Source organism: Paenibacillus vini (assembly GCF_018403325.1).
In the GTDB taxonomy this organism is placed as follows: domain Bacteria; phylum Bacillota; class Bacilli; order Paenibacillales; family Paenibacillaceae; genus Fontibacillus; species Fontibacillus vini.
Window position 1 is genome coordinate 123,291 of sequence record NZ_BOSL01000015.1, and the last position, 25,474, is coordinate 148,764.

24 protein-coding genes and 1 riboswitch are annotated in these 25,474 nt (G+C 52.5%); of the genes, 7 read left to right on the top strand and 17 right to left on the bottom strand.

What is annotated here, in order from left to right:
• Window positions 1-24 precede the first annotated feature (24 nt).
• The 5 genes from KJS57_RS20345 to KJS57_RS20365 all read right to left on the bottom strand — a co-directional run bounded on the left by KJS57_RS20345 (window position 25) and on the right by KJS57_RS20365 (window position 4,902).
• Complete coding sequence (locus KJS57_RS20345; protein WP_211023397.1) at window positions 25-756, bottom strand: sugar phosphate nucleotidyltransferase; 732 nt, start codon at window positions 754-756, stop codon at window positions 25-27.
• 14 nt (window positions 757-770) lie between these two features.
• Window positions 771-1,514, bottom strand: a complete 744-nt coding sequence (locus KJS57_RS20350; RefSeq protein ID WP_213656154.1) for a glycosyltransferase family 2 protein — start codon at window positions 1,512-1,514, stop codon at window positions 771-773.
• Window positions 1,511-2,680 (bottom strand): glycosyltransferase family 2 protein, encoded by a 1,170-nt coding sequence (locus KJS57_RS20355; protein ID WP_213656155.1) that lies wholly within the window; start codon window positions 2,678-2,680, stop codon window positions 1,511-1,513. Before KJS57_RS20355 ends, KJS57_RS20350 begins: the two co-directional genes overlap by 4 nt.
• A gap of 10 nt (window positions 2,681-2,690) precedes the next feature.
• The gene (locus tag KJS57_RS20360; RefSeq protein WP_213656156.1) at window positions 2,691-3,509 is read right to left on the bottom strand and encodes a glycosyltransferase family 2 protein; all 819 of its coding nucleotides are present in this window, start codon (window positions 3,507-3,509) and stop codon (window positions 2,691-2,693) included.
• Window positions 3,510-3,717: 208 nt separating this feature from the next.
• Window positions 3,718-4,902 (bottom strand): glycosyltransferase family 4 protein, encoded by a 1,185-nt coding sequence (locus KJS57_RS20365; RefSeq protein WP_213656157.1) that lies wholly within the window; start codon window positions 4,900-4,902, stop codon window positions 3,718-3,720.
• Window positions 4,903-5,391: 489 nt separating this feature from the next.
• Between KJS57_RS20365 and KJS57_RS20370 the strand changes: the two genes are divergently transcribed.
• The gene (locus KJS57_RS20370) at window positions 5,392-6,495 is read left to right on the top strand and encodes a YheC/YheD family endospore coat-associated protein (RefSeq protein ID WP_213656158.1); all 1,104 of its coding nucleotides are present in this window, start codon (window positions 5,392-5,394) and stop codon (window positions 6,493-6,495) included.
• Between the two features lie 70 nt (window positions 6,496-6,565).
• Here KJS57_RS20370 and KJS57_RS20375 read toward each other — a convergent pair whose 3' ends face one another.
• Genes KJS57_RS20375 through KJS57_RS20385 form a run of 3 tightly spaced genes read right to left on the bottom strand, consistent with a single transcriptional unit; the run spans window position 6,566 to window position 9,614 of the window.
• Window positions 6,566-7,378: an energy-coupling factor transporter transmembrane component T family protein gene (locus KJS57_RS20375; RefSeq protein WP_211023410.1), complete on the bottom strand. Its 813-nt coding sequence runs from the start codon at window positions 7,376-7,378 to the stop codon at window positions 6,566-6,568.
• On the bottom strand, window positions 7,375-8,979 hold the full coding sequence (locus KJS57_RS20380) for an ABC transporter ATP-binding protein (protein ID WP_213656159.1): 1,605 nt from the start codon (window positions 8,977-8,979) through the stop codon (window positions 7,375-7,377). Before KJS57_RS20380 ends, KJS57_RS20375 begins: the two co-directional genes overlap by 4 nt.
• A 2-nt stretch (window positions 8,980-8,981) precedes the next feature.
• Window positions 8,982-9,614, bottom strand: a complete 633-nt coding sequence (locus KJS57_RS20385; protein WP_213656160.1) for an ECF transporter S component — start codon at window positions 9,612-9,614, stop codon at window positions 8,982-8,984.
• Window positions 9,615-9,721: 107 nt separating this feature from the next.
• Window positions 9,722-9,833, bottom strand: a riboswitch (TPP riboswitch).
• Window positions 9,834-9,989: 156 nt separating this feature from the next.
• Between KJS57_RS20385 and asd the strand changes: the two genes are divergently transcribed.
• Window positions 9,990-10,811 (top strand): archaetidylserine decarboxylase, encoded by an 822-nt coding sequence (asd, locus tag KJS57_RS20390; RefSeq protein WP_213656161.1) that lies wholly within the window; start codon window positions 9,990-9,992, stop codon window positions 10,809-10,811.
• Here asd and KJS57_RS20395 read toward each other — a convergent pair.
• From KJS57_RS20395 to pdxR, 3 genes are all read right to left on the bottom strand, one after another.
• Complete coding sequence (locus tag KJS57_RS20395) at window positions 10,798-11,679, bottom strand: hypothetical protein (RefSeq protein ID WP_213656162.1); 882 nt, start codon at window positions 11,677-11,679, stop codon at window positions 10,798-10,800. The genes asd and KJS57_RS20395 overlap by 14 nt on opposite strands.
• A 479-nt stretch (window positions 11,680-12,158) precedes the next feature.
• A complete protein-coding gene (locus tag KJS57_RS20400; RefSeq protein ID WP_211023418.1) occupies window positions 12,159-12,944 on the bottom strand; it encodes a helix-turn-helix domain-containing protein in 786 nt (261 codons plus the stop codon).
• A gap of 276 nt (window positions 12,945-13,220) precedes the next feature.
• Window positions 13,221-14,684: a MocR-like pyridoxine biosynthesis transcription factor PdxR gene (pdxR, locus tag KJS57_RS20405; RefSeq protein ID WP_213656163.1), complete on the bottom strand. Its 1,464-nt coding sequence runs from the start codon at window positions 14,682-14,684 to the stop codon at window positions 13,221-13,223.
• A 147-nt stretch (window positions 14,685-14,831) separates the two neighbouring features.
• Here pdxR and KJS57_RS20410 point away from each other — a divergent pair, with 147 nt between their 5' ends.
• The 3 genes from KJS57_RS20410 (at window position 14,832) to KJS57_RS20420 (ending at window position 17,082) form a co-directional block, all read left to right on the top strand.
• Window positions 14,832-15,446 (top strand): pyridoxamine 5'-phosphate oxidase family protein, encoded by a 615-nt coding sequence (locus KJS57_RS20410; protein WP_213656164.1) that lies wholly within the window; start codon window positions 14,832-14,834, stop codon window positions 15,444-15,446.
• A gap of 113 nt (window positions 15,447-15,559) precedes the next feature.
• Window positions 15,560-16,855 (top strand): aminotransferase class I/II-fold pyridoxal phosphate-dependent enzyme, encoded by a 1,296-nt coding sequence (locus tag KJS57_RS20415; protein ID WP_213656165.1) that lies wholly within the window; start codon window positions 15,560-15,562, stop codon window positions 16,853-16,855.
• A gap of 110 nt (window positions 16,856-16,965) precedes the next feature.
• On the top strand, window positions 16,966-17,082 hold the full coding sequence (locus KJS57_RS20420; RefSeq protein ID WP_211023426.1) for a YjcZ family sporulation protein: 117 nt from the start codon (window positions 16,966-16,968) through the stop codon (window positions 17,080-17,082).
• A 233-nt stretch (window positions 17,083-17,315) separates the two neighbouring features.
• Here KJS57_RS20420 and KJS57_RS20425 read toward each other — a convergent pair whose 3' ends face one another.
• From KJS57_RS20425 to KJS57_RS20445, 5 genes are all read right to left on the bottom strand, one after another.
• Complete coding sequence (locus KJS57_RS20425; protein WP_213656166.1) at window positions 17,316-18,533, bottom strand: ABC transporter permease; 1,218 nt, start codon at window positions 18,531-18,533, stop codon at window positions 17,316-17,318.
• 3 nt (window positions 18,534-18,536) lie between these two features.
• The gene (locus tag KJS57_RS20430) at window positions 18,537-19,283 is read right to left on the bottom strand and encodes an ABC transporter ATP-binding protein (RefSeq protein ID WP_213656167.1); all 747 of its coding nucleotides are present in this window, start codon (window positions 19,281-19,283) and stop codon (window positions 18,537-18,539) included.
• 60 nt (window positions 19,284-19,343) lie between these two features.
• The gene (locus tag KJS57_RS20435) at window positions 19,344-20,906 is read right to left on the bottom strand and encodes a DEAD/DEAH box helicase (RefSeq protein WP_213656168.1); all 1,563 of its coding nucleotides are present in this window, start codon (window positions 20,904-20,906) and stop codon (window positions 19,344-19,346) included.
• Window positions 20,907-21,474: 568 nt separating this feature from the next.
• On the bottom strand, window positions 21,475-22,251 hold the full coding sequence (locus KJS57_RS20440; RefSeq protein ID WP_213656169.1) for an SDR family NAD(P)-dependent oxidoreductase: 777 nt from the start codon (window positions 22,249-22,251) through the stop codon (window positions 21,475-21,477).
• 33 nt (window positions 22,252-22,284) lie between these two features.
• Window positions 22,285-22,746 (bottom strand): chemotaxis protein CheX, encoded by a 462-nt coding sequence (locus KJS57_RS20445; RefSeq protein WP_211023436.1) that lies wholly within the window; start codon window positions 22,744-22,746, stop codon window positions 22,285-22,287.
• 236 nt (window positions 22,747-22,982) lie between these two features.
• On the opposite strand from KJS57_RS20445, the gene KJS57_RS20450 reads away from it, so the two are divergent.
• Window positions 22,983-23,885, top strand: coding sequence for a LysR family transcriptional regulator (locus tag KJS57_RS20450; protein WP_211023438.1), 903 nt, complete (start codon window positions 22,983-22,985; stop codon window positions 23,883-23,885).
• Between the two features lie 36 nt (window positions 23,886-23,921).
• Window positions 23,922-24,731: a histidinol-phosphatase gene (locus KJS57_RS20455; RefSeq protein WP_211023440.1), complete on the top strand. Its 810-nt coding sequence runs from the start codon at window positions 23,922-23,924 to the stop codon at window positions 24,729-24,731.
• Between the two features lie 122 nt (window positions 24,732-24,853).
• Here the strand turns inward: KJS57_RS20455 and KJS57_RS20460 are convergent, their stop codons facing one another.
• A complete protein-coding gene (locus KJS57_RS20460; protein WP_213656170.1) occupies window positions 24,854-25,468 on the bottom strand; it encodes a GNAT family N-acetyltransferase in 615 nt (204 codons plus the stop codon).
• Between the last annotated feature and the right edge of the window lie 6 nt (window positions 25,469-25,474).

Consider the following 25,474-nt stretch of genomic DNA (forward strand, 5'->3'; position numbering starts at 1 on the left):
CCATCCTCCGCCTCAAACATCTCCTCACCGCTTGAATCTCTTCATCCGCCGCGAAGCCTCGAGCAATGAATCAAACGTCCCCGCATCCGTCCACCAGTTGCGAAGAATATCGTATTCGAGCTTTCCTTCCATCGCATACAAGTTATTAACGTCTGTTATTTCAAGCTCGCCCCGGTCCGACGGGTTCGTGGCCGCAATATGCTCAAACACACGGTCATCGTACATATAAATACCGGTTACGCAGTAATCCGATTTGGGTTGCTGAGGTTTCTCTTCAATGAAAGAGATCAGTTTCGGATGATCCTGATCGAACACCGGGACCCCGTATCTTCCGGGATCGCTCACTTTTTTCAGCAAAATTCTTGCAGTTCCTGCAGGCTGTCGTTGAAACTTCTCCGCATAAGGCTTCAAGGGGTCCAGAAACAGATTGTCGCCAAGCAAGACCACGAACCGCTCCCCGGGAGCGATAAAGCCTCGGGCTAGTTCCAGCGCCTCGCCGATTCCTCCGGCTTCCTCCTGGATCTTGTAGGTTAAATTAATGCCCATAGTGCTCCCGCTGCCCAAAAAGTCGGTGTACAACCCGGCGGACTGTTTGCTGATGACAAGCAGGATATCCGATATTCCGGCCAATTTCAGCTGTTCTATTCCATAAGTGATCATCGGCGAATTGCCGACGGGGAGCAAATGTTTGTTAATTAGCCTTGTCAGCGGATATAGTCTCGTACCCGTTCCTCCCGCCAAAATGACACCTTTCACGAACTCTCCTCCTTTTAAATGAACTGACGTGGATCAATACCCCATTTTTCTATAAATCGATTGCGGTTCTTCTCGATGATCCAGTCCCATTCTTCCGAATGCTTCTCCTTAAAGCTCGCGCTGCCCTTATGGTAAATGAAGGTATCCTTGCAAATCAGAAGCCGGAAGCCCCCCATAACCGCCCGGAAGCAATAATCATCATCCTCGTAATGGCCGGGGGAATAACCCTCATCCAGCGCTCCGATCTCATCATACAGACTCCGTTTGAACATAAAACAATAGCCGATGAGCCGTCTGACTTCCGTCCACTTGGAGGCATCGGTCCGGTTAAATGTCCGGGCATACTCGATCAGTTCATCGGGTTCGCTTAAACCGGTATCTATCTGCTGTTGTCCGCTGGCATAGTTCGTAATCGGACCCACAATTCCGATATCGGGTGAACTTTGCAAAGCGGCCGAAAGCTGCGAAAGCCAGCGCGGGGTCACCTGACAGTCATTGTTCAGCAGCAGAAGCTGGTCTCCGGCAGCAACCGCCAGCCCTTTGTTGCAGGCAACCGGGAAGCCCGTATTCTCGGGCAGCGAGATCAAAATCAGCTTTTCCTTCACGCAATATTCCTTGGTCCCGTCTCTCGACCCGTTATCCACCACAATGATTTCGTAGGGGGCATCCGTATGCTCACGTATGGACTCCACACAGTCAGAGAGTAAATGAAGGCCGTTATAGGTAGGAATAATGATGCTCGTTAATATTCCGTTCATGGGCGGTTCCTCTCTTTCGCGAGCTGCGGACGTGACGAGGTCTGCCAGAACAGCCTTGCGCCTTTTCGGTGCATCGCCTCGTTCAACGCTTCAAGATGATCGCCCAAAATAAGCTGGAGAACGCTATTGCCTGCGCCGGAATTCCCTTCACGCATCCGGTTGCGCCCGATTACATCGGCTGTGCAGGGAGCGGATACCGTCAATCCTTCGAGCAGGGCCGCTGCCTGCGCCTTAGGAGGTACGGCAAGGATTCCTGTCCCGATGGTGTTTATCGCCTTGCGGGATAGTACATGCGGAACCGCGGTCAGCGAATTGCTCTTCAAATCCTGGCGCCCCAGAACCTGATTCAGAAACAACTTGCAACGGGTCACCTCATCCTGTCGTTCATAAAGAGGAAGATAGCCTGAAATATCATTCAGCACCACGTCAATACCTCTCTCTTGTTCATATAGAAAAGCCGCCAATTCTTCGGCAGGTACAGCCATATCCCCATCAACGAACAGCAAGGAATCACCACATGCCAGAGCCGCCCCGACGGAACGGCCGATGTCATGTCCAAGCCGCTCCGGATAATAGGCCAGAATCACGTTTTTCCGATCCTTCACTTTGCCGAAGCTGTTATCGGTGCACCCGTTAAGCACGACGACCATTTCCTGAAGCGGAATGCGTTCCAATTCATCCAGCAAGTTTCCAAGCGTTCTCTCCTCGTTGCAAGCGATGATGACTACCGACGCTTTTCCTGACAGGGGGACCGGAACCCCGTACAGACGGGGATTCTCTCTTTTGGAAGCGGCATAACCATCCCGGAAAGCTGTTCCCAACGCAAGGGCACGATCATAGGAAGGAGACGGATCTTCCGTTCGGCTGCGGAACCATTCAGTCAACAAGGACCGAAAATGCTCCCTTGGAGGGAGTGAGGTTCCAAGCCGCTCCAATCGCAAAGCTTCCGCCCCGGCGGAGACCCCGGCTCCATAAGCTCCTTTTAAATCGACTTTGGGCTCAATTTGGATTACATATTTCTTTGGCAATCTTTGTTTGCCCCGGGCCTTGCGATTCGGTAGAGAAGGAGATCTTCGCTTGCCCGACCGGACGCGTTTGAGACGATTCGCCCGAATGACGGGCTTTTGGCGGTATTTCCGCGTTCTTCCAAGTACGGTTTTGTTCACGGTATTTTAATCACCTTGCCCTTTCGCGGAGTCGTCCCAGATCAGAGAAGCCGCCGCGCGAGCCCCGTTGCTTCATAGCTAACCCTGCCGCTTCCAAGTGATCTCCCAATACCAGCCCGGTCAGCAAATCTCCATGTTTGGAACGGAGCCTCGGGCGATTCAAACGGCCGACATCCACGGAATGCACCGGTCGGATCTTCAATCCTTCCAGGATAGCGGCTGTCTGGGCCAACGGCGGTTTCTCCAGCTTTTCATAACCGATTCGGCTAGCCGCCTGTCTGCTGAGCGCATGCGGCACCGCGGTTAGGGACGCGCCTTTCAAATCGGACCTGTTCAGCAATGTATTCAGAGTATGCTTAGCGCTGACAACCGGATGAACCTCCCGAGTCTGAACCGGGCCTTCGTAATCATTCAGGGCCAAATCACTGCCGGATAGAATGGCTGCAGTGAAAGGCCGAAGATCTTTGGCGGGAATCACCATATCCCCGTCTAAGAACAGCAGCACTTCCCCTTTAGCCTGCCTTGCGCCGACCGCTCTCGGGACATCATGCCCGAGCGGTTCTTTGTATTCGAGAACGATAGCCCCGAGCTTCCTGGCAAGCTGCGCGCTCCGGTCCGTACAGCCATTCGCCACAACAATGATTTCGGTCTTAGGATGAACTTTGGTCGCTTCCCGGATGACCCTCCCGAGCGTCCGATGCTCGTTCATAACCGGAATGATGACAGATACCACCGGTTCTGGAGAGCTGCGAAATGTGGCCTGATCCCGCCTCGTTCTACGGCGGGCAGGCCGGGTTTGCCGGGCTCGAAACCGGCGTCTCTTATCCATCAGGACCCATCCTTCCCGGATATTATTAATAGACGGAATATAAGATAGTTTATGCTCTTCTCTGTCCCACGCAACGGCAAACGTACAGAGGAGAGCCGAAGCACACCCAAATTAGCAAACAAGCAGAATGCCGCGGCGAAAGCCCGCAAACATTCTGCTCGATCGGCAACGAGGTGACGCTGCCATAAACATTCATATAAACTTGCAACTACTGATATAGTGAAGCGGCGGATGTAACAGGCTCTTTACCCTGTTTGGTCATGAGGCGGACCCATCGGTCAGCCGCATGATGCCAGCGGAAGCGGCTGCGCGCACTTTCAGCACCGGCAAGGCCCATGCTTCTGCAAAGCTCAGTATTGTCCAGCAGCCGGATGATTGCAGCAGGCAATTCATCATTCAGGCGCTCCGCAGGCAGCAGCAACCCCGATTGTCCATGCTCAACGACTTCCGGGATACCGCCGGCGCGGGAGGCTATCACGGGTACGCCCGACGCCATGGCTTCCACATTGACCAAGCCGAAAGCTTCTTCTTTGCCTGACGGAACGACTACCATATCAGCCAGATTGTAGCAGTCGGCTACCCCGGGATATGGCGTGAACGGCTGAAAAACGACATGCTCCGGCCAAGAGTCCGCCAGCGATTTCAAGCTGCGCACATACATGGTTTCCCGCAAGCTTCCATAAAAAGCGCTGCCGACAATTAAAAAGAGAGCCTCCGGATGTCTTTGGACAACGGCCGGGACTGCTTGAAGCAAGGCATGCACCCCTTTTTCGGGAATCAGCCTTCCTACAAACAGAACCACTTTACGCCCGTTCCAGCCGTAATCGTGAAGTCTCGCCCGACGCAGCGCTTCGCCTGCGGGGGTCCATCTCGGCACGAAATCCTCCGGACTCACCCCGAGATGATTCACCTCCACCGGAACCGAAAGGCCTGGGAAACGTCGCAGCAGCTCCTTGCGCAGAAACTCGCTGTTCACAATGATACCGTCAAGCGTGCGGAGCTTCTCTGATCCGCTCCGGTCCGGAAAGTCTCCCGATTGGATAAACGTCGTAGAGTGAAGGGACAAGAACACTTCCGAACCGGGCAACCTCTGCTTGATCCGGTAAGCCAGAAGAGGCCGATTATGGACATCGACCGCATCGGGCCGCCAGGACCTTAGATGGCGAAGTACCGATGGAAAATAGGAACTCCCGCCCGGCACTCTCAAGCAGGGAACACCTCCAAGCCCCTCCGGGGAAGCCGGATCCTTCCCGATTCTGCCAAAGATCCGAATATCAAGCCTGTCTGAGGCTAGCGGAACCATCTTTTCAATGACACGCTCCACCGAGCTGCTCCTCCCCGAAGGAATCACGAACGATCCTGGGGTGACCACCGCTACTTTACGGAAACTCACGGGAATACTCCCTCCTTGCCTCCATTTTCTTATAGAGGTTGTTCAAAAAGTCATCTTTCCACGACGAAGCTGATCATGATGAGAACTCGGCATCGAATCTTGAATTCAGCCGGGCCTTCCGTTGCTCACGTACCTCATGTACGCTCCGCTACTCAGCCCCTAGCTTCATCCAACCTTCTTGGTCCTAAAAACCTAACTTTTTGAACACGCACTTATATTGTAGTTATACGATGCGAGCGTATCCGGTGTGACTTATTTTTTAAAGTGTACGAACATCAAACCATAGTTTTCTCTTAACAATCGCTATAAAAGGCAGGCACAAAAAAGCCGGAATTCTCCGGCCCGAAGTATGTGGAATTACCCTGCTAAGTCAAATCAGGCTGTTGACTTCCCTCATCCGTCCATGCTGAATCGGGACGAACAACATAAATTAAAGGGAGCCACAATAAGGTTAAAGGAGATTACAGACTTGCAGAAGGAGGGAGGAACATGCCGCCCGATTATGTCGGTATTCTGTTAAACGCCAAAGCACACCAGGGAGCAGGGAAAGGCAGAACCGGTCAGGAGGCTCTACCCTTCTACGAAGAAGCCGCCGCCCGATACGATCTCAAACCTTGTTATCTGCGTCTGGATGATATCCATCCCGAATCCGACAAAAGTCTCGTTTACCTGAAAGAAAACGATAGATTCAGGAAAGCGCTCATTGAAACCCCGCCGGTTATTCATAATCGTGCGATCTATAAAGCCCCGTCCGCGCTGGGGAAAATCCGGGGCCTGCAGCAGCAGGGAATAACCATTTACAATCACAACAACCGGTATGGCAAAGATGAAATCCACCGACTGCTGGCTGAGCATCCCCGACTCTCGTATCATCTGCCTGCTTCCCTGCGCGCCACGCCGGGAAATATTGGCCTGATGATGCAGCGCTACAGCGACTTGTTGCTCAAACCGGCAAGCGCTTCGGTTGGCCGCGGAATTATGCGCCTGAAGCTGGACAACCGGGGATGGTGCCTGCTCTACAAGGGACGCCGGACAGTGGACCGGTGGAAGGCGCTCCGTCTTGATAAGCGAACTCCATTACCAATCTGGGTGAAGCGAAGAATCACGCAAATTCCATACTTGATTCAGGAAAGACTGCCCCTGGCTGAAACGGATGGCCGCCCCTTGGACGTCCGCGTAACCGTTCAGCGGGGACTGACCGGAGACTGGGGCGTAACGGGGCTATATGCCAAGGTTTCCGCTCCCGGCCGTTTCCTTTCCAATCTTGCCCAGGGAGGCAGCGCTTTTCCGGCAGATTCGTTATTCCGCCGCATATTTCCGCCATCCACGGCAGCACGCGTCCTTGCGGACAGCCAGACTGTAGCCCTTGCGGCCGCCGCTTACCTGTCCGGCCGGTTGCCTCTGCTCGCCGACCTGGGCATGGATATCGGAATTACCAATGACGGGCGGATTTACATTATTGAATGCAACGGCAGAGACCAGCGTTACGGATTTCGTAAAGCCGGCATGAACGAAATATGGTTTGACACCTACCAGCAGCCTATGGCTTTTGCCCGCTATTTGCTGCAGCATCATTCAGGCCCTCGCGGATAACTCTGTACAGCAAAAAACACAAGTCTTACCGGAAAAAGCCCTGACATGGCGAATACATGATGAACGCTTATTACGGATTGGCGGAATACCTGACATCCGCAATGTGAAACAGCGGGAAAACGTCGCTAAGCATCAGGGCCAATACTACTGCCGCTGCGAATACCGCAGCGGCCAGCGGATCATAGCGCGTGAATAGCGAAGGATAATAGTAGGATCTCCGGCCGTTCCCGTTGAAAGCCTTCGCCTCCATCGCTACCGCCACGCGATGGGCTCTCCGTATACTCTGGGACAGCAACGGGACCGCGTACATCTTGATGCCGGCAAACCATCCCCGCGGCCCTTTCAGACTCCGCGCTCCCCGGATACGGAGGGCGTTCCGCCGGATCAGGAATTCTTCCCAAACCATCGGTAGCAGCCGGATCGAGGCCATAAAGCTGTACGCATATTTGGGGGGAAGCTTTACTTTCTGCATCAAAGCATAGAACAAATCCACAGAAGATGTCGTGAGAACAAACAACAGCCCCTCCGACGCAAAGGTTACGGATTTAAACCCGATATGAATGCCGCGGTAGAAGCTTTCCTCCGTAATCCGGATCAACCCCCACTCCCACCACATTTCATCCCCTTTACCGAAAAGGATCATCGTCGAAGAAGACGATATAAACACCAATCCGAAAGACAGCACGATCAACAACACCTTCCAGAAGGCATATCCGCTTTGCCAGAACAGCAGCAGCGTGAACATCACCGCCTGGTAGAACATAAAATCAAGCCGATGCGTAAACAAAGCCACGAAAAAGAGCAGGATGACAAGCACCAGTTTAAGTACCGGATTGGCTCTGTGCATCCATGTCGTAAAGGAAGGATTCAGCCATTTCTTCATAGCAATACCTCTACCGCGCCGGTCTCGCACACTTTATGCGGAAGTGAGGATCCCCGATTCGTATATCCGCAATCGGTCAGGGTCCCCTCTCTGACTTCCCATCGGCGTGTCGCTACCGCTTCCGCAATCTGTTCCTCGTGGGTTACCATCACGACCGCTGTTCCTCTACGCCGCATTTCCTCGCACAAATTCAAAATAGCAAAAGTGTTCACGGCATCCTGCCCGAACGTCGGCTCGTCAAGCAGCAGCACCGGTCTCTCCATGACGGCTGCTCCCGCCACGCTCAATCTCCGCTTCTGTCCGAGCGATAATTGATACGGATGACGCAGCTCTAATCCGACAAGACCGAACTGGTCCAGCGCATGATCTACTCGCCGCTGAATCTCATCCGAAGAGAACCCTTCTTCTATTAACGAAAAACCGATTTCCCGGTCGACCCGGTTCTCGACAAACTGAAATTCGGGATTTTGAAAGACGAATCCTATTTTTTTCGACAGCGCCAGGATTTGCCGGGTTCGAGTCTTCTTTCCGCCGAACCGTTCACCGCATAGAAGATAGCTTCCCTCGGAGGGAAGCAGTCCCATCAGTGCAAGCAGGAGCGAGCTTTTTCCGGCCCCGTTCGGGCCCGTAACCGCAATGAAATCCCCGGGGTACACTTCAGCCCGCTCGATCTGAATAACCGTGCGGTCCCCGCGAAAGCCTTGGAACTCGGAAAGTTCGATAACCGGCCGGAGTAATGGTTCCCCGTCAGTCAGCCGGGTGGGATTGGCCCAAGGCATGATCCCCTTTTCCGCTTCCTGTGCTTGGCCTTCCGATGCCCGAAAACGATCCCAGACGCCGGGATGCCAGATCCCGTATTCCTCCAATTCCGTTTGGCAGCGGACAAACAACTCCTCCGGAGCCCCTTGCCCCAACAATTGTCCCTGGGGGCCGAACAAGGCTACCCGATCCACCAGCCCCAGATCAAGCACCTCCTCGATCCGGTGCTCGACAATAATGAGTGTCCTTCCCTCGGCCACCCGGGAAACTGCCTCCCAGATTTGCCTTCGCCCCTCTGGATCCAACAGAGCGGAAGGCTCGTCAAGCAGCAGTACCTCCGGATCCATCAGCAGAATTGAAGCGAGGGCCAGCCGCTGCTTCATTCCCTGGGACAACGAATCAATCGGAAGATGAATCTCCGGCAGATGAAGCCCGACTTGTTCTAGAGCATCTACCATCCGCGGTCGCATTTCCTCTCTTGGAATTCCCCGATTCTCCAGCACAAAGGCCAGTTCCTCATCAACAAAAGGCATGCAAAACTGAGTATCTGGATCTTGGAACAGCATTCCCCACGATGGGGGAATCACTTGCTCCGAGCTCCTCATAGGCACCTCCACTAGCCCCGGAATGATGCCCGCAAGCACCTGCAGCAGCGTTGACTTTCCGCTGCCGCTTGGCCCAAGCAGCAGCAGTCTTTCTCCGCGTCTGACCGAGAAGGAGAGATCTTTAAACACAAAGGAGTCCGTCTCAGGATATTTGAGACGTAAATCCCGAACCGCCGCAGCCGTATTGAATTCCGTGTATGTACTTGATGCTGTGGCGTTGTTCCGCAAAAGTTCCATCGTTAATCTTCCAATGCGGCGTAATCCTTCGCCGCAACGGGCCGAAGCAGCGAGGTGACGCCGGTCGCTTCTACCGCCTTAGCCAAAGCATAGGCCAGATAACCGGCAATCAAAGCCGAGCTGACTGCTCGCATCGAGTATTTGGCAATGAGCATCCAAGTGCTATAGTCAGCGACGTAACCGTAATAAATATCGGGGATCAGAGAGCCCACGGAGGCGCCGACTCCCGCCAGAGCAGCCACGGAGCCGGAAAATTTACGGTACCGGAACAAAGCGAACACGAGCTCAGCTCCTAACCCCTGGAGCACACTGTAAAGCACCAGTTGAATCCCCCATTCGCTCCCGAACAAAATTTCCACATGGGCCGCCGCAACTTCGGCCAGAACAGCTACACCGGGTTTTCGAATCAGCAGAAAGACGAGGGTTGCAGCAATAAACCACATGCCGTAGACCAGTTCGTCCGCTTGAAAGAACAACGGGGAAAACAGCTTGTAGACGGAAGACCAGAAGTGATAGATTACTCCGAGCACAAGCGATACCAGTATCGTCACCAGAATGTCGCTCAGCTTCAGCCCCCTTCTCTGGGCGGGAATAGGCGCTCCAGGGCGATTTCCTTGATTCAAACTCTCTTGCATGATAAATCCTCCTTTTGACTAAATAGTGGTTTGGACGCAAAAAAACCGGCTGAATAAGCTCAGACGGTTGCTAGGTCCACGGGAGAAAGCATGAGTAATAAACATGCATTCCGGAACGTTAGATTCTCTACGCTGGCATTATCCAGTTCAGATTAACGGTCTGCAGCGGGTTAAGCTGCCATCTCAGCCTGATTCACTCAAGCCCCCGTATCCCTTATGCGATTGGAATAAATATACTCTAGAACCTTCCAAATAATCAAGCAAAAAAACAAGAAGGCACTTTCGCAGTTGATTTCAAGCCTATTCTATGTCAATATTAGCGGAAGTGGAAAAGGGATTATTGTCCCGTTGATCATGGTGTTAGGGGGATACGACTTGGCCGCAAACTGGATGAAATGGATGACAGAACTGACCTCCCGAAAGTGGATTTCCAGGCTAATGGGCCGGTTCTCTCATTCGCAAGCGAGCCGCTATTTAATTCCTTGGTTCGCAAAATCATACGGTATTCCGCTGCATGAGGCAGAGAAGGAATTGAAAGAATACCGTACGCTAAACCAATTTTTTACGAGAAAACTAAAGAGCGGCATGCGGCCGATTGCTCAGCTGGAAGGCGGGCTGATCAGTCCGGTCGATGCGCTGATTACTTTTATGGGGGAAATCCGATCGGGTACGATTCTGAATGTCAAAGGCCAGGATTACACCCTGAAAGATTTGCTTAACCATTCACCGCATGCGCAGACCTATGAGCATGGATACGCCTTTGTCCTTTATCTGAGCCCGACCGACTATCATCGGATTCACGCTCCCGTAGCCGGTACCTTGGTGGAAAGCGAGCATATTAAAGGCCGTGTGTATCCCGTCAATGATTTCAGCATGCGGAACATGAAATACGTGCTCAGCCGCAACGAGAGGTTGATAACCTACATATCGCATGAACGCGGAGAGATTGCCGTGGTCAAGGTCGGAGCGATGAACGTAAGCAGCATCCGCTATACCGACGATCAAGCCGAGATATGGAATCAAGGCGACGATCTGGCCTACTTCGAATTTGGTTCCACAGTGGTGCTCTTGACCGAGAACGGCACCTTCGAGCCGTCCCCGGAGCACGCCATCGGCCAAAAGGTCAAGATGGGCGAACTCCTGGGGCGCTTCTACCCGCCTTCCAAATTACCCGAGGGGCCAGTTACTTTACGGTAATGGCCCCTATGGATGACTTCAGCGACAGAAGCGGACCTCCGTCTCCCCGCTTGCTCTTGCCTTTCGGTGCCCCATCAACCCCGCCGATATCGGCATTCGTTTCCAGATCGCAGTTCACCGAATCGGCCAGCGTGGCTTCAATGCTTCCAATATCCGCATTAACATATAAATTCCCGCCGCTCTCCATCCGTCCTATGCTAAGCTCGATACTGCCCGTTGAGGTGTTCACCTTCGATTCACCCGTAATTCCCGCATCCACAATTACAATTCGGCCTACGTCATTATCAACATCATAGCTTCCGCTCAACCCGGTAAGAGTGATGTCTCCGACATTGTTGGTCACCCGGAAATCGGTAATATGTTCGGGAAGACCGATCGTGTAATCAATGCTGAACTCGGAATAATTGTATTTCTCTTTTGCCCACTCCCAAAGACTTCGGTCCGGATCGTCCTTCGCATGTGTAGATACGATAAGCCCTTCTCCTTCAGGGGTGATGGATACGGCCGCCTGGTCAAGCACTTCTTGCAGATCAACCTTACGGAAGGTGCTCTTGTGCGCCCAAATCTTCGCTTTTACCGTAACTTCGTTCCCCTTCGTCCCCTGAATATCCACATTTCCCACACTGTTATCCAGCGTAAGCTTTGAAGCCGAATCGCCTTGTGCCGAAGCCGAAAGCTCCAGCGTCGTTCCGTTTTCCTTCAGTCTTTCTACCTGACCGTCGACGGTTTTTTCTACCGTTTGCCCGATCGCCCCTGTCGCCGCTTCGGCGATTTCCTTCGCTTTTTCGTTCGCTCCTGAACAAGCGGTAAGCATAACCAATACTGCTGTCGCCGCCGCAATCGCTAACGGTTTATATTTTGTATTCATTCTTTGTCCTCCTCATATGGGGTTCTCTATGTATTCTTGTGCGCTCATTTAAATCGATGCTACTATCGTATTCCCACGGAGGATAAATGAACACTGGCTGCAGACCAGATTCCTCCTGGACCAAAGTCGGAAGGACAGCCGCCTCTAAATAACCCCATAAAAAAACAGCCGTCCAGAGCAAGCTCCGATCGACCGTCTTTATCAATCATATCTTATTTGAACACCGGAATCGTAATTCCCGGCGCATGAAATTAATGTTGGAAATGACATATCATATCCCAGCCAATCGGCTTAAAACCAGGTTTCATCATCCCGGTCGGACCGTCTTGGCCGACGAAAACGGTAACGAAAAATACCGCTTCCCGGTACTGAACATGCTCTGCTGCGCATCCGCCGTCTCTTACTCATTGCTGTACACCTCCTCCCGGACCTCGGCTATAAAAAACAATTACCCGCCAAGAATAAAGGTGAAACAAGAATCAGCGAATTTCGGACGGACTTTTTCCGGTATACTGCTTGAACTGACGGCTGAAAAAGAAAATATCACGGTATCCAAGCGCGTCGGCCACCTCGGTAACGTTCATGCCGGCGTGCAAAAGCAGATGCTGGGCCCGGTCGATCCGGGTCTTGATAATGTAGGATTGCACGGATAACCCGATGATTTCCTTGAACTTAATCGAGAAATATCTTGGCGACAATCCGGCACGCGCCGCTAAATCTTCCACTTTATGCGGCAGACCCGGGTGCTGCGAGCAATAATTCGCCACCTCTTGAATCACTTCGTTCAGTTGATGGCTTACTTTTTTCTCCCGGGGCACTTCCCGTTCTTCCCGTAGTAAATAAATCAGCAGCTGCTTTAAAATGAGGCGCGCTTCCTCTTCGGCTCCGTACGCCTTAACCAAAAACAGCCGGACATAACGCGAAAGCATGTATTCAAAATCCAGCCTATCCTCCAGCTTCCGGTAAGATGAAGGTACCTCGGTGACAGGCTCGTCGACGTCAAAATGAATATAAGTTAAAACTAGCGGACGCTGCGGATTATGCGTAGCGCTCGTATGATCGCCCTTGCGGAACAAAAAACAGCTTCCCGGGCCGACCTGAATGGGTTGATCGTTCAAAACCACCGTACCTTCGCCGCTCCATACATAGAATAAATCGTAGTTTTGCAGCGCTTTTTCCCGCTTATGCCATTTCCAACCTGGTTCGCATACGATCTTGGCAAAGGCCGGCTTCAAAATGAACGAGGACGGGGATATATGGAGCATCTCCTTACCTCCTGAAGACTATTAGAGGTTGTTCAAAAAGTCATCTTTCCACGACGTAGCAGATCATGAAGCGGATTCGACGTCGAATCTTGAATTCAGCCGGGCCTTCCGTTGCTCACGTACCTTATGTACGCTCCGCTACTCAGTCCCTAGCTTTATCCAACCTTCTTGGTCCTGAAAACCTGACTTTTTGAACTCGCACTCTTAGAATTTGAATGATACCTGCATAAAAATACAACAAGTATTATTTCGATTATACTCCTATTCGCAAATTTCTTAAATATCCTTCCACGCAAGAGCCATTCGAAATACGCCTTCTATGATTTGGTGGTCTTCCAGATGGGAAAGGCTGAAGCAAGCGGCAGGCGGGCCGGGGGTCAACCGGTAAACGTCGCCGTCCCTAAATTGCACGCCACGATTCCGGGCCGCCTCCTTAAAAGCTGTATATTCCTCCGGCGAACGCCGCCAATCCGCAAACAACAACAGGCCCGCATCCGCCTGCTTAAGCGCGAATAAACCAGGGACTTCCGCCTCCAGCGTGCGGCGGAACAGCTCCTGCTTCGCGCTGTAAATTCTGCGCATCCGGCGCAGATGCCGCTCGTAATCGCCCCGGCGCATGAAGCGGGCCAGCGCCCGCTGCTCCAGCCGGGCCGGGGGCACCGGCTCGTAAAGCCCTTTGGCCAGCAGGACCGGCGGGACCAGGCTGCGGGGCAGCACGGCATAACCGATGCGCAAGGAGGCGAACATCGTCTTCGAGAACGAGCCGATATAGACGACGCGCTCATCGCGGTCCAGCGCCTTGAGCGGCTCCAGCGGGCGGCCGCCCCAGCGGAATTCCGTGTCATAGTCGTCCTCGACGATGACGGCATTCCGCGCCGCGGCCCACGCCAGCAGCTCCTGCCGCCGCTCAGGCGAGAGCACCGCCCCGGTCGGGAACTGGCGACCGGGGGTTACAAACAGCACCCGCGCGTCCCAATCGCGCGGGATGATGCCATTGCCGTCCACCGTCCCGGGGACGGCGATCCCTCCGCAGGCGGCCACCGCCTTGGAGATCCCGTGGTAACACGGGTCCTCCAGCACGGCCTGCTCGCCCTCACCCAGCAGCAGCTGGGTGAGCAGCATAATCGCCTGCATCGAGCCATTGAACAGGCAGATTTGCTCCGCATCTGCCGCAATGCCGCGGCTACGCCGCAAGTACGCCGCGATGGCGGCGCGTAGCTCCGGATCGCCCGCCGCCGTGTCCGCGGCGGGTCCGCCGCCTGGGCCGCGCTTCTCCCGGGCGGCCCAGGCGAGCGCGCTCTTCCACTCGGCGTGCGGAAATTCGGACGCCGATGGTCCGGCGTCCTTGAACGAAATGACGCCGCCCGCGGGACCGCTCTCCGGCTCGCCACTGCCCGGATCATCCGGCGGCGCCTGCTCCATCACTCTTGTCCCCCAGGGGGACAAGCAGATATCCGCCGCCTCCCCGCCGGGCTCTGCACTGGGCCGCATTACCTTGGACACGAACGTTCCGCTTCCCATCTCGGAATGGACGTAACCCTCCGCTTGCAGCAGGTCGTAAGCATGGGCCACGCTTCCCCGGGACAAGCCGTAGATCTCAGCCAATTCCCGAGAAGAAGGAAGACGCGTGCCCGCCGGGAGAGTCCCGTCATGAATGGCAGCCCGGATCGCATGATATAAAGCGAGATATTTATACCGGTACTGCTCGCTATAAACATCTAACGGAATGGAGAAGTTCAAACCAAACCCTCCTCTAACTTTTAAAGTGGACTATTAAAATTAATGTAAATTGGTTCTTTTTTTATGTCAATTGCGGAAATAAACTGTTAGAAATATACGGGTTGTTCGAAATCGAAATGCAACCCATTCAAACGGAGGGGATCAGAAATGAGAAGAAAAGAATTTGCGGTAGAGGAAGCACAGGAAGTCGAGGCCTTTTTGAAGGAGATGAGCTTCGGATTTCTCGGCACGGTCGGAGAGGATGGATGGAGCCGGGTAACCCCGCTCAACTTTGCGTATGACGGCCAAAATTTTTATTTTCACGGAAGTCTGGCCGGGGAGAAGATGAAGCATCTTGCGCATGATCCGAGGGTGAGCTTTACGGTAGCCAAGGAATATGCGATCATTCCGTCTTATTTTACCGATCCGAATCTGGCTTGTCCGGCTTCCGCCTTTTTCAAGAGCGTAATGGTCCGAGGCAGAGCGGAAAAAGTTCAAGATCCGGAGGAAAAAGCGACGGCATTGACGCTGTTCATGGAGAAGCTTCAGCCGGAAGGCGGCTACGACCCTATTCGGGCCGATGATCCTCAGTATACGGGACAGCTTAAGAGCGTCGCATTATTTAAAATCGTTCCCGAAACGATCAGCGCCAAATTCAAATTTGGACAAAATATGAACGAACGAAAGTTTTCCGGGGTTATGGACGGGCTTCAGGAGCGGAACCTTCCGCTCGATCCCGAAACGATTGAATTAATGAAGAAATTTTGTCCGCGGCATGCTTGAATTCCCGGGTAGAGCGCGATTTGACCGTGACGGTAATGGGACGAAATGATATAATGTTAGGCAGTCAAAACGGAACTGTCCATTATCAAACCCGATCGGAAGGATGAAACGTGATGAACCCACTCGCGGAGCAGTTAAACGAGAATTTGAAGTCCGGCAATATCCATGTGTACGAGATGCTGTCCACTCTTGGCAAGGAAATTTATTTTCCGAAAGAAGGCATTCTGAGCCAGTCCGCTGAAGCGACGGCCGGAGCGAAAAAATACAATGCCACGATCGGCATCGCAACCGAGAACGGCGGACCGATGCATCTGGCCGCTATTCAAGACACCCTGTCCGCTTATAAGCCGCAGGATTTGTACCCTTATGCGCCTCCGGCCGGCAAACCGGAGCTTCGCACCGTATGGCGCGAAAAAATGATTCGGGAAAACCCGTCACTCGCTGACCGCAGCTTCGGCAATCCCGTCGTTACCAACGCGCTTACCCACGGCCTCAGCATCGTTGCCGACCTGTTCGTCGATGAAGGCGATGCGGTCATCTATCCGGATAAAAACTGGGAGAACTACGAATTAACGTTCGGCATCCGTCGTCACGGCTCGATCGTCAACTATCCGCTGTTCACCGACGATATGAGATTCAACAGCCAAGGCCTGCGCGAAGCTCTCCTTGCCCAAAAGGATAAGGGGAAAGCGATCGTAATTCTGAACTTCCCGAACAACCCGACCGGATACACGCCGGGAGCCAAGGAAGGCGAAGAGATCATTGACGCCGTCACGGAAGCCGCCGAAGCGGGAATCAACGTCGTGGTGGTTACCGATGATGCCTATTTCGGACTGTTCTTCGAGGACTCCTTGTCGGAATCGCTGTTTGGCAAGCTGGCCGGACGCCATCCACGCATTCTGCCTGTCAAGGTGGACGGCGCTACAAAAGAGGAATACGTATGGGGATTCCGGGTCGGGTTCATCACTTATGCCGCCGAGGAAGCGGGAGTTCTGGCCGCCTTGGAGCAAAAAACGATCGGCATTATCCGTGCGACCGTATCCAGCGGCGCCCATCCTTCCCAGACCTTTGTGCTTCAAGCCTTGAAGTCTCCGGAGTTTGAAGCTCAGAAGGAAGATAAATTCAAGGTCATGAAAGGCCGCGCCAACAAAGTCAAAGCCCTGCTTGACAGCGGCAAATACGGAAATGTATGGGAATACTACCCTTTCAATTCGGGTTACTTCATGTGCCTCAAGCTGAGCACGGTGAATGCGGAAGAATTGCGTCAGCATTTGATCCGCGAATATGGCGTAGGCACCATCGCCCTCGGCGATACCGATCTTCGGATTGCCTTCTCCTGCATCGCCGAGGAGAATCTGGAGGATCTGTTCGATCTCATATACCGGGGCGTTCAGGATTTGCAAGGCTAGGCTGAACCCATTTACGCAACTTCCCGTTATATCCGCCCAAGCACTCAGTACGCCCTGCTCATAGAATATTTTGTACGAACGATCTATTCTTTGAGAAAGGGGAATTGTACATGAGCGGAGTTGGAGATGAAGGAAGAGGCGGCTACGGCGGCGCTTTTACTAGCACAGGAGTAATTTTGGTACTCTTTATTCTGTTGGTAATTATCAGCCGCACCATTTTCTTATAAGAAATTTATAAACGTAAAGAAGACCGCCGGAGTAAGTTCCGGCGGTCTTCTTTTGCATGTACTTGAGATCTTGCATGCTTCTGCATGTTTTTGTGATCTTGAATGCTTTTGCATGATTTTGTGCTCTTGCATGCTTTTGAGCTCTTGCCTGCTCTTACATGCTCTTGCCTGCTCTTGCCTACTCTTACATGCTCTTGCCTGCTCTTGCCTACTCTTACATGCTCGCGCATGTTTCAATCCTCTTCTTCTTCCTTCCATTTACGGTTCCAGGAAGACTTCATTCCGAAGGCCAAGCCGACCCCGACAACAAGACTGCCGATAAGGATCGTCAGATTGCCCCCAGGAGCAAATATCATCGGTACCCACATCAACACTGTGATCGCCAGCAGCACGCGCGAGGCAAGAGCCACGACTTCCTGCTGCCGGGAGCCGGCGGGAATCGGGTAATAAGCATCTGCGGGAGTATCTCCATGAACATGGCGAAGGGCGGTCAACTGCGTACCCGCCAGGAAAATAAAGAACAGGTACAGCACGGCGCCAAGCCAGTTTTTCCCGTTCCAACCTACGACCAACATGCCCAGCAAGGTCAAACGGACTACGATACCAAGCAGCTCGCCGCGCAGAAACGTCTTGACGAGCAGGAAGCGATACGCTCCCTCGCGCGACCAGGAAATACCGTTACCGATCTTGGAAAGCCAGCGCCGATGGGCGACTTTTTGTCCTTCTGCGGGAACGTCCACAAACCAGCCGAGCAACAGCATCACCCGGGCAGCGCCGGACTTCTCCGCCGCGATGAGGTTCTCCCAGGGAACAGCATGCTTCATCGGGAACCGCAACGCGAGTATATAATTGATACCGACCAGCAGCATGAACAAGACGCTCTTCCATGCCGGTTGCCATAACCAGGCCGCCAGCAGCAGCAAAATAAAACTCCACCGGAGCAGCCTGTATCCGGTTCTGGCGCGGGCCGTCGAAATTCTCAGCTCCTGCCAAGCTCCATAGGCACTCAATAGCTTGAGAAACAACAGAACGAGCAGAACGACCCAAAGCGGATGCTTCACTTCGGCCTCACTACGGATGTACATAGGCCATAAGATCATAAGAACGATATAAAGCCCGATCAGTTTATAAATGATACCGCTGCGAAACGCGGGCTTGAAATACTCCTTCATCCCGGTTTCCTGGGGCAACAGAAAAACAACGTCCGCCGGCTGCACATACGTCCGAAAACTGGAATATACAGTCAATGGGCCCAGCAGAATCAGCATGATCCATTGGACCGGGAGACCTGCGGGCATATTTTGCAGGAAAGTCGTATACCAGGCGGAAAATGCGATCAGCAGCAGCAGGAAGAGGACCGCCACTCCGCTCTGAAAGACGTACGGCAGATACGGGAGCACTTTACTCCAGAAGGACGACTTGCGCCGGCTGCGCAGCTCTCGAAGCTTCATGGTTTATTCTCCGCCCTTTACTAAACTGTAGAAAATATCCTCAAGCGCCGCTCCGGGCATGCCGGCCTGTTGAGCGATTTCCGTTAATGATCCTTGCGCGATAACCACTCCGCGGTGAAGCACGATAAAGCGGTCGCAGTAATTCTCGATCGTGGATAAAATATGCGAGCTAAGCAGGATCGAAGCTCCCGCCTCTTTCATTTCCATCATGAAATCAAGCAGCGAACGGATGCCCAGCGGATCAAGCCCGAGAAACGGCTCGTCGATGATATACAGCGGCGGCCGAGCGACGAACGCGCACATGATCATGACCTTCTGCTTCATACCTTTGGACAAATGGATGGACAGGCTGTCCGCCTTTTCCTCCATATGAAACAGTTTAAGCAGCCGCTGATTTCTTTCACGGTAATCCTCGGTTCCCACCCCGTAAGCCCGGGCGGCAAACTCAAGATGTTCCCGTACGGTCAACTCCTCATACAGCATCGGAGACTCCGGGACAAAAGCCAGCGAGCTCTGGTATCCTTCCGGGTCCTCATCCCGGGTCTTCTCCTGTACAGCTACCCCGCCGCGATGCGGAGTCATCAGCCCGAGAATATGCTTCATCGTTGTGCTTTTCCCTGCCCCGTTCAATCCGATCAGGCCAACCATTTCCCCCGGCTTCACTTCGAAGTTAATATTATGGAGCACCGGGCGCCCGAGGCTGTACCCCCCGGTCAGCTCTTCAATTTGCAATACGGGCGTCTCACTCAAAACGGCTCCCCCTCAATAAATATTGATTCATCCGATTCCAGTTTGATTTTTCTGCAAAAGCTAGCTTCGCGACTGTTTATCTTTCAGCCACTTAGGAGCGCCTTTATTCTTGCGGTCCTGCTTGCGGTCGTTTTTGCGGGCACTTCCCGGAGCCGGGTTTCTCGTTCCGGCGGAACTGGTGCGGGCCGGTCGGACCGCATCGCGTTCGGCAGATTCCTTAGGTGCGCCATTTTCGCGCCCGGATGGAACGTGGCCGTATTGAGCCTTGGCTCTTCCGCCATTTGCAGTTCCTCCGGATTGGACTCGTCTTCCTTGGTCTCTTCCTTGGTCTCTTCCTTGTTCTTGACCTTGGTATTGTCCTTGGTATTGTCCTTGGTATTGTCCTTGGTATTGTCCTTGCTCTCGTCCTTGCTGCTCTCGTCCCTGTTCACGATCCTGGCCTGGGCTCTGCCCCTGCCGTTGTCCGCCCTTGCGTCCGCCAGATTGATCACTCGGATCTATGACCCGGCCGCCAAAGAGCCCGCGCTCCAAAATATCGATACCCAGCTCCCGTGAGAACTTACGCATAATAAATTGCTCTTTCGGCGCGATGATCGACACGGCCAGCCCTTTACGGCCCATCCGTCCGGTCCGGCCAACCCGATGCACATAATGCTCCGAATCGATCGGTGGGTCTAGATTGACAACAAGGGACAACTCTTCGATGTCGAGTCCCCGTGCCGCAACGTCCGTAGCCACGAGCACCCGGATTTTCCCTTCGCGGAATTTGCGGAGGGTTACGCTTCGGACCGTTTTGTCCGCATCGCCGTACAGCGCGCCCGCGCTTAATCCGACGAAGTTCATCTTTGCCTCGACCTCGGCGATATCAGCCGTGTTGTTGATGAACACGATGGACCGGGCCGGATCGTAGTGCCGGATCACCCGACGCAAAGTATCGATTTTGTCCCGATCGCTGATAAAGTATAGATGCTCCACACTCTTCGAGGTCCGATGCTCCGGTTCGATTCCGACCTCTACCGGTTCCCGCATTTCCTTGCCGGCCAGCGACCGGATTTCCGGGTTAATCGTTGCCGAAAGGAACAGCAGTTGCCGTTCGCGCAGCGTCCCGCGAAGGATATGCTCGAGATCGGCTGTGCCGCCGAGCTGGAACATTTGGTCGACCTCGTCGACGACAACCGTACGAACCGTGTGCAGCTTCAGCTTGCGCAACGCCACGATCTCCCTGATCCGCCCCGGCGTCCCGACGATAAGCTGGGGATGCAACTTCAGCCGCTCAAGCTGGCGCTTGATCGCCGCGCCGCCGATCAGGGCTTGTACCCGTATTCCCAGTGACTCTCCGTATTTTTCCGCTTCCCGGACAATTTGCATCGCCAGTTCCTGGGTCGGGGCAAGAATAAGCCCTTGCAGCGTTTTAGCATCCGCATCGATGTTTTGCAGCAACGGAAGAAGGTAAGCTAATGTCTTGCCGGTCCCGGTTTGTGATTGAGCAAGCACATCCCGCCCTTCCAAGGCGGCAGGAATGCATTCAGCCTGTACCGGTGAAGGCTCCGTTATTCCGTAATCGGCTAATTTTGCGGCAAGCGCCTCATGGATTCCGAGTCCGGTAAAAGTAGTTATCGTCATGAATGTCCATCCTTATCTTAAAAAGATCATTATTTTCATTATATGCCAAAATCCTAATCCAACCAAATTCATTATAAAAAACCTCTATCGTGGGTTCCCTTTGAAATACAGCCCTTCGTGCAAAATGTTCAAATAATGTGGAGAGGGGGGAACCTCATCACGCTGAGTACAAAAGAGAACTATTCCCGCTGAGTAAGGCAGGCCTAAACTCGTTGACTTGCTGTCCGTTGACTCGCTAACTAGTACAAAATAAAAAAATAGCTGTATTTTCTGCAGTTAATTTTTAGCTTTTAGCCTTTAAAAACAAATTAACTGCAAAACCTCCAGTTAATTTATCCAAACCAACTAATTATTCGTCCGTTTCACTGAATTAGCTGTAGAAATTACAGTTAATTCGGCTGAACTCGATAAAAACGAGAAAATAACTGTAGGTTTTACAGTTAAATATTTTTCAGCTCCAAATACTCTCCGGTTTTCGCCAAAGCGGGCTCTCTTAGCCCCTAACCTCGCCCCCCACAACACACCCTTACATAGCCACAAAAAAATCGGCTGTCGCCAGCCGATGTCCTTATTTCTTATTCAACATGCGATAACTCACAAGGTCCGCCAAACGGGGAAACAGTTGATACAGTTTGGCTCCCGCTCCCGCAATCCGGGGCAGATTGATCTCGGCCGTTCCGGTGCGAACGGCGGATACCATCGCTTTAGCCACCCGTTCCGGTTTCATCATGAACCATTTGACGTTCGCGACGTAATGACCGTCCGGGTCCGCCAGGTTAAAGAACGGTGTATCGATCGGTCCCGGATTGATCGTTGAAACCGTAATCCCGTACTCCCGGACCTCTTGGCGCAGTGCGCTGCTAAAGCCAAGCACCGCATGCTTCGTCGCGGTATAGGACGTCGATTTCGAGGTGCCGATCTTCCCGGCGATGGAGGCGATGTTCACGATCCGTCCGGAGCGCGCCTCTTTCATGTGAGGGAGAACGGCTTTCGTGCAACGAACCATGCCCATATAATTGACATTCATCATGTCATCAAACTCCTGCAAGGGCATCTCGTCAAAATAGGCGAACTTACCGTACCCCGCATTGTTAACCAGACAATCCACACGTCCAAACTCGGCGTATACTGTCTTAAATCCTTGTTCCACCGAGTCATCGTTACCGACGTCAAGCTCCAGAATCATACTTGGCCCCATCATCCCGGAGTTCACCGCTTTGAGCTTATCCGCCGATCTTGCGGCAAGCACCACGGTCGCCCCTTGCTCCGACAGCATTTGCGCGGCCAGGGCTCCGATTCCGCTGGATGCCCCGGTCACGACGATTACTTTATTGTTAAGTGACATGATCTTCATCCCTTCAGACATTTCATGTCCATTTTAAGAGATTAAGACTTGAATATCCAGTTCCCCGATTCCGTCCATATGCAACGGGATGCACAGTGCTTTCCGCGGAACGCCGGAATGGTTCTCTTGCTCCGATTTGATTACTCGCGGAGGAGTAATATCTACGACATAACCTTGATTGGATAGAATCGTGCTAGCGTTGCCGCTGATCATATTGCCCAGTTCCGAAATAGCGCTCTGGCCCATTTCATCCATTTCCGTCAAAACAAATCCGCCCATCATGGCGGACACGATCCGCAGGGCTACCGTTTCCTTCAATCCGAACATGACCATGCCGCTGAAATAACCCGTCATATCGATTTGGATCCAAATATGATCTTGAACTGGCATGATATCCTTCACGCCCAGACTCCCGGTAGATGGAGATACTTGTATCACCTGCTCGATTACCGAACATGCGGATTCCAGAAAAGGATTGATCACTTCTGCTCTCACTATTACGCCCCTTTTCACATAGAAGTACTTAACCGATACAAAAGTCCCGACTTTAGATGAAATATATTATACTTTATTCCCAGATATAAGTCATTAAAAATCGAACGGTGCAACCTCTATAGCGAAATAGCTCGATTCCGATTCCATGATTGTCAGGGCTCTGCAATTGATTTAATTAAGAAAAATCCTCTATAATTAACTAAATATGAAGACTACGGAGGAAAGGAGGATTCGGCATGAATATCAGCCAATTGGAAACGCTTATCACGATATCGAAAACAAAAAGCTTCCGCAAAGCCGGGGAACTGCTTAATCTTACCCAGCCTGCGGTATCCGCGCAGATCAAAAGCCTGGAGGACGAATTCCGCACCGTGCTCGTCGATCGGAATCAACCTGTAACATTGACCGATCGGGGACAGGTATTTCTCGAAAAGGCAGAGCAAATACTAGATATTGTCGAAGAACTCAAGCAAAAATTGTCCGACTTGGAGCACACGCCGCAAGGGCATATAGTCCTAGGTACAACGACCTCCATCGCCATTCAGATTTTGCCGCGGATTCTGTCTTATTTTCAGGATCAGTTTCCTTTAATCAAAACGACAATTCAATCCATGCCCTCAAGCCTGATTTATCAGAACGTGGAGCAGGGAATGGTCGACATAGGGATCGGTTATTTGATTGAAAATAACCCGCAGGTCCTTTCTTCGGTACTTTATTACGATACGTTTGAACTCGTCGTATCTCCGCTCCATCCATTGGCAGGCAAAACCATTCCCACCCTTGATTCCTTGCGTGAAGTTCCGCTCATTATGCTGTCCCCGGATACGGTTGGCCGTCGCTTCGTCGATGAAGTGTTCAAAGCGCATGACATCGAGCCACATATCGTCATGGAGCTGTCCAGCAGCGAGGAAGTAAAACGGATGGTCGAAATTAATCTGGGAGCGGCCATCATCTCCAGGCAATCCATTCTCCGTGAACTGCGGCAGGGATCCTTAAAGGTAGTGTCCATTCCCGAGCTGGAGGTTACACATCCCGTAGGTGTTATTTATAAATCCAGCAGATACGTCAACTCCGCGATGCAACAGTTCTTAGGCGATCTGAAAGGCATGCCGGAGACCCACTTTATCAGCTCTGAATAATCCTAATCCGCTTGTTTAGACGAAAGGAGACACAGCATGAAGTTTGATCTGCACACCCATCATTTTCGCTGCGGCCATGCCGACGGGAACATCCGGGATTACGTGGAAGCCGGCATTGCTGCCGGACTGTCGGTCATCGGAATCAGCGACCATACGCCGTATTTCGGTAACCCCGAGGAGCACCCTTTTCCCCATATCGCAATGGCCAAAAAGGAATTCGCAAATTATGTCGAGGAAGTATTGAAACTGAAGCAAGAATACGAGGGCAAGATCGATGTTCTGCTTGGCATTGAGTCCGACTTTTTCCCGGCTCACGCCGAAACGTACCGCCAGGTTCTGTCCCAATATCCGTTCGACTATATCATCGGCTCCGTTCATAGCGTCAATGAGGTTAGCATTTTCAATAAAAGACGTTGGAAGGGCTTGAGCGAAAAGCAGCGGATCGCGGACAAACAATCATATTACGAACTAATCCAGCAATCGGCCCGGAGCGGAATGTTCCAGATCCTCGGCCATATCGATGCCATGAAGGGCAATTACCCGGCCTTTTCCGATATCCCCGCCGCCGAAGCGATCGATGAAACCTTGCAGGTCATTGCGGAGAACGGTGTAGCGATCGAAATCAATACATCCGGCAAGACGAAGCTGTCCGGAGGATGGTATCCTTCCGATTCCATATTGGAACGCGCGCTCCATTTCGGGGTGGATGTCACTTTTGGCTCCGATGCTCATACGCCTAAGCGTGTAGCGGATGAATGGGAAGACGTAGCTAAACGTCTGAAAGAGATCGGTTTTGACGAATGGGTTTATTATAAAAATAAACAACGGGTTGCTGTTCCTCTTTAAATACCTGTAGGTTAAACAGACAAAAAAAAGGGAACCCGCACGTTACTCGCCGGATTCCAAAAGACAAATATATTCAAAAGGGGGTCATGTATTAAGTGTACCCTCTTACTATTAGGGATTGATCACAGGTATATTTCATTTGTGTAACAAATCCTCTTTTGTTCCTCAGCAGGTTCCGGACGGGTTAAATTATAGCATTTCAATGGTTCGCCCGACCCGTTACCCGGATAAGCATTTATACTTGTGGCTTCCCCGTCCTCGATCAACGAAAATCCGCATTTGCGCAAAACTTGTTCCGAAGCCGGATTGTCGACGCTGCATCTCGCTTCGATCCGGTTCAGGCGCAATGTCTCAAATCCAAACTTAAGCAGCGATTTGGCCGCCTCCGTCGCCAAACCCCGATTCCAGAAATCGGGAGCAAGCAGGTAGCCCAGTCTCGCTTTCCCGGCTTCGGGTGCCCAAAATTGGAGAGAGCAAACGCCGATCAAGCCGCCCTTTTCCTTTCGTTCAATCGCAAAGTGAAGATCTCTCAGGCTTTGGTACGTGTCGTCAAAATAACGGAACAATCGGGCGGGAAACATCAGGGTTCCCCTTTGAAAAGAAGTTTGACGGCGCACCAAAGGATCGGTGACGCATCCAAACAAAGCGTCCGAATCTTCAGCCCCGATTTTTCGAAGTCGCAGCCTTTCACTCTCCAGTGTCGGAAACTTCTCCCTTAAATGATTCCGCAAGTCCATCCTGAC

What these genes read in the sequence shown, in the direction of transcription:
- KJS57_RS20350 (WP_213656154.1), bottom strand. Translation starts at nt 1,514, where the DNA reads ATGAACGGAATATTAACGAGCATCATTATTCCTACCTATAACGGCCTT.
- KJS57_RS20360 (WP_213656156.1), bottom strand. Translation starts at nt 3,509, where the DNA reads ATGGATAAGAGACGCCGGTTTCGAGCCCGGCAAACCCGGCCTGCCCGC.
- KJS57_RS20370 (WP_213656158.1), top strand. Translation starts at nt 5,392, where the DNA reads ATGCCGCCCGATTATGTCGGTATTCTGTTAAACGCCAAAGCACACCAG.
- KJS57_RS20375 (WP_211023410.1), bottom strand. Translation starts at nt 7,378, where the DNA reads ATGAAGAAATGGCTGAATCCTTCCTTTACGACATGGATGCACAGAGCC.
- KJS57_RS20380 (WP_213656159.1), bottom strand. Translation starts at nt 8,979, where the DNA reads ATGGAACTTTTGCGGAACAACGCCACAGCATCAAGTACATACACGGAA.
- KJS57_RS20385 (WP_213656160.1), bottom strand. Translation starts at nt 9,614, where the DNA reads ATGCAAGAGAGTTTGAATCAAGGAAATCGCCCTGGAGCGCCTATTCCC.
- KJS57_RS20395 (WP_213656162.1), bottom strand. Translation starts at nt 11,679, where the DNA reads ATGAATACAAAATATAAACCGTTAGCGATTGCGGCGGCGACAGCAGTA.
- KJS57_RS20400 (WP_211023418.1), bottom strand. Translation starts at nt 12,944, where the DNA reads ATGCTCCATATATCCCCGTCCTCGTTCATTTTGAAGCCGGCCTTTGCC.
- KJS57_RS20410 (WP_213656164.1), top strand. Translation starts at nt 14,832, where the DNA reads ATGAGAAGAAAAGAATTTGCGGTAGAGGAAGCACAGGAAGTCGAGGCC.
- KJS57_RS20415 (WP_213656165.1), top strand. Translation starts at nt 15,560, where the DNA reads ATGAACCCACTCGCGGAGCAGTTAAACGAGAATTTGAAGTCCGGCAAT.
- KJS57_RS20420 (WP_211023426.1), top strand. Translation starts at nt 16,966, where the DNA reads ATGAGCGGAGTTGGAGATGAAGGAAGAGGCGGCTACGGCGGCGCTTTT.
- KJS57_RS20425 (WP_213656166.1), bottom strand. Translation starts at nt 18,533, where the DNA reads ATGAAGCTTCGAGAGCTGCGCAGCCGGCGCAAGTCGTCCTTCTGGAGT.
- KJS57_RS20435 (WP_213656168.1), bottom strand. Translation starts at nt 20,906, where the DNA reads ATGACGATAACTACTTTTACCGGACTCGGAATCCATGAGGCGCTTGCC.
- KJS57_RS20440 (WP_213656169.1), bottom strand. Translation starts at nt 22,251, where the DNA reads ATGTCACTTAACAATAAAGTAATCGTCGTGACCGGGGCATCCAGCGGA.
- KJS57_RS20450 (WP_211023438.1), top strand. Translation starts at nt 22,983, where the DNA reads ATGAATATCAGCCAATTGGAAACGCTTATCACGATATCGAAAACAAAA.
- KJS57_RS20455 (WP_211023440.1), top strand. Translation starts at nt 23,922, where the DNA reads ATGAAGTTTGATCTGCACACCCATCATTTTCGCTGCGGCCATGCCGAC.
- KJS57_RS20460 (WP_213656170.1), bottom strand. Translation starts at nt 25,468, where the DNA reads ATGGACTTGCGGAATCATTTAAGGGAGAAGTTTCCGACACTGGAGAGT.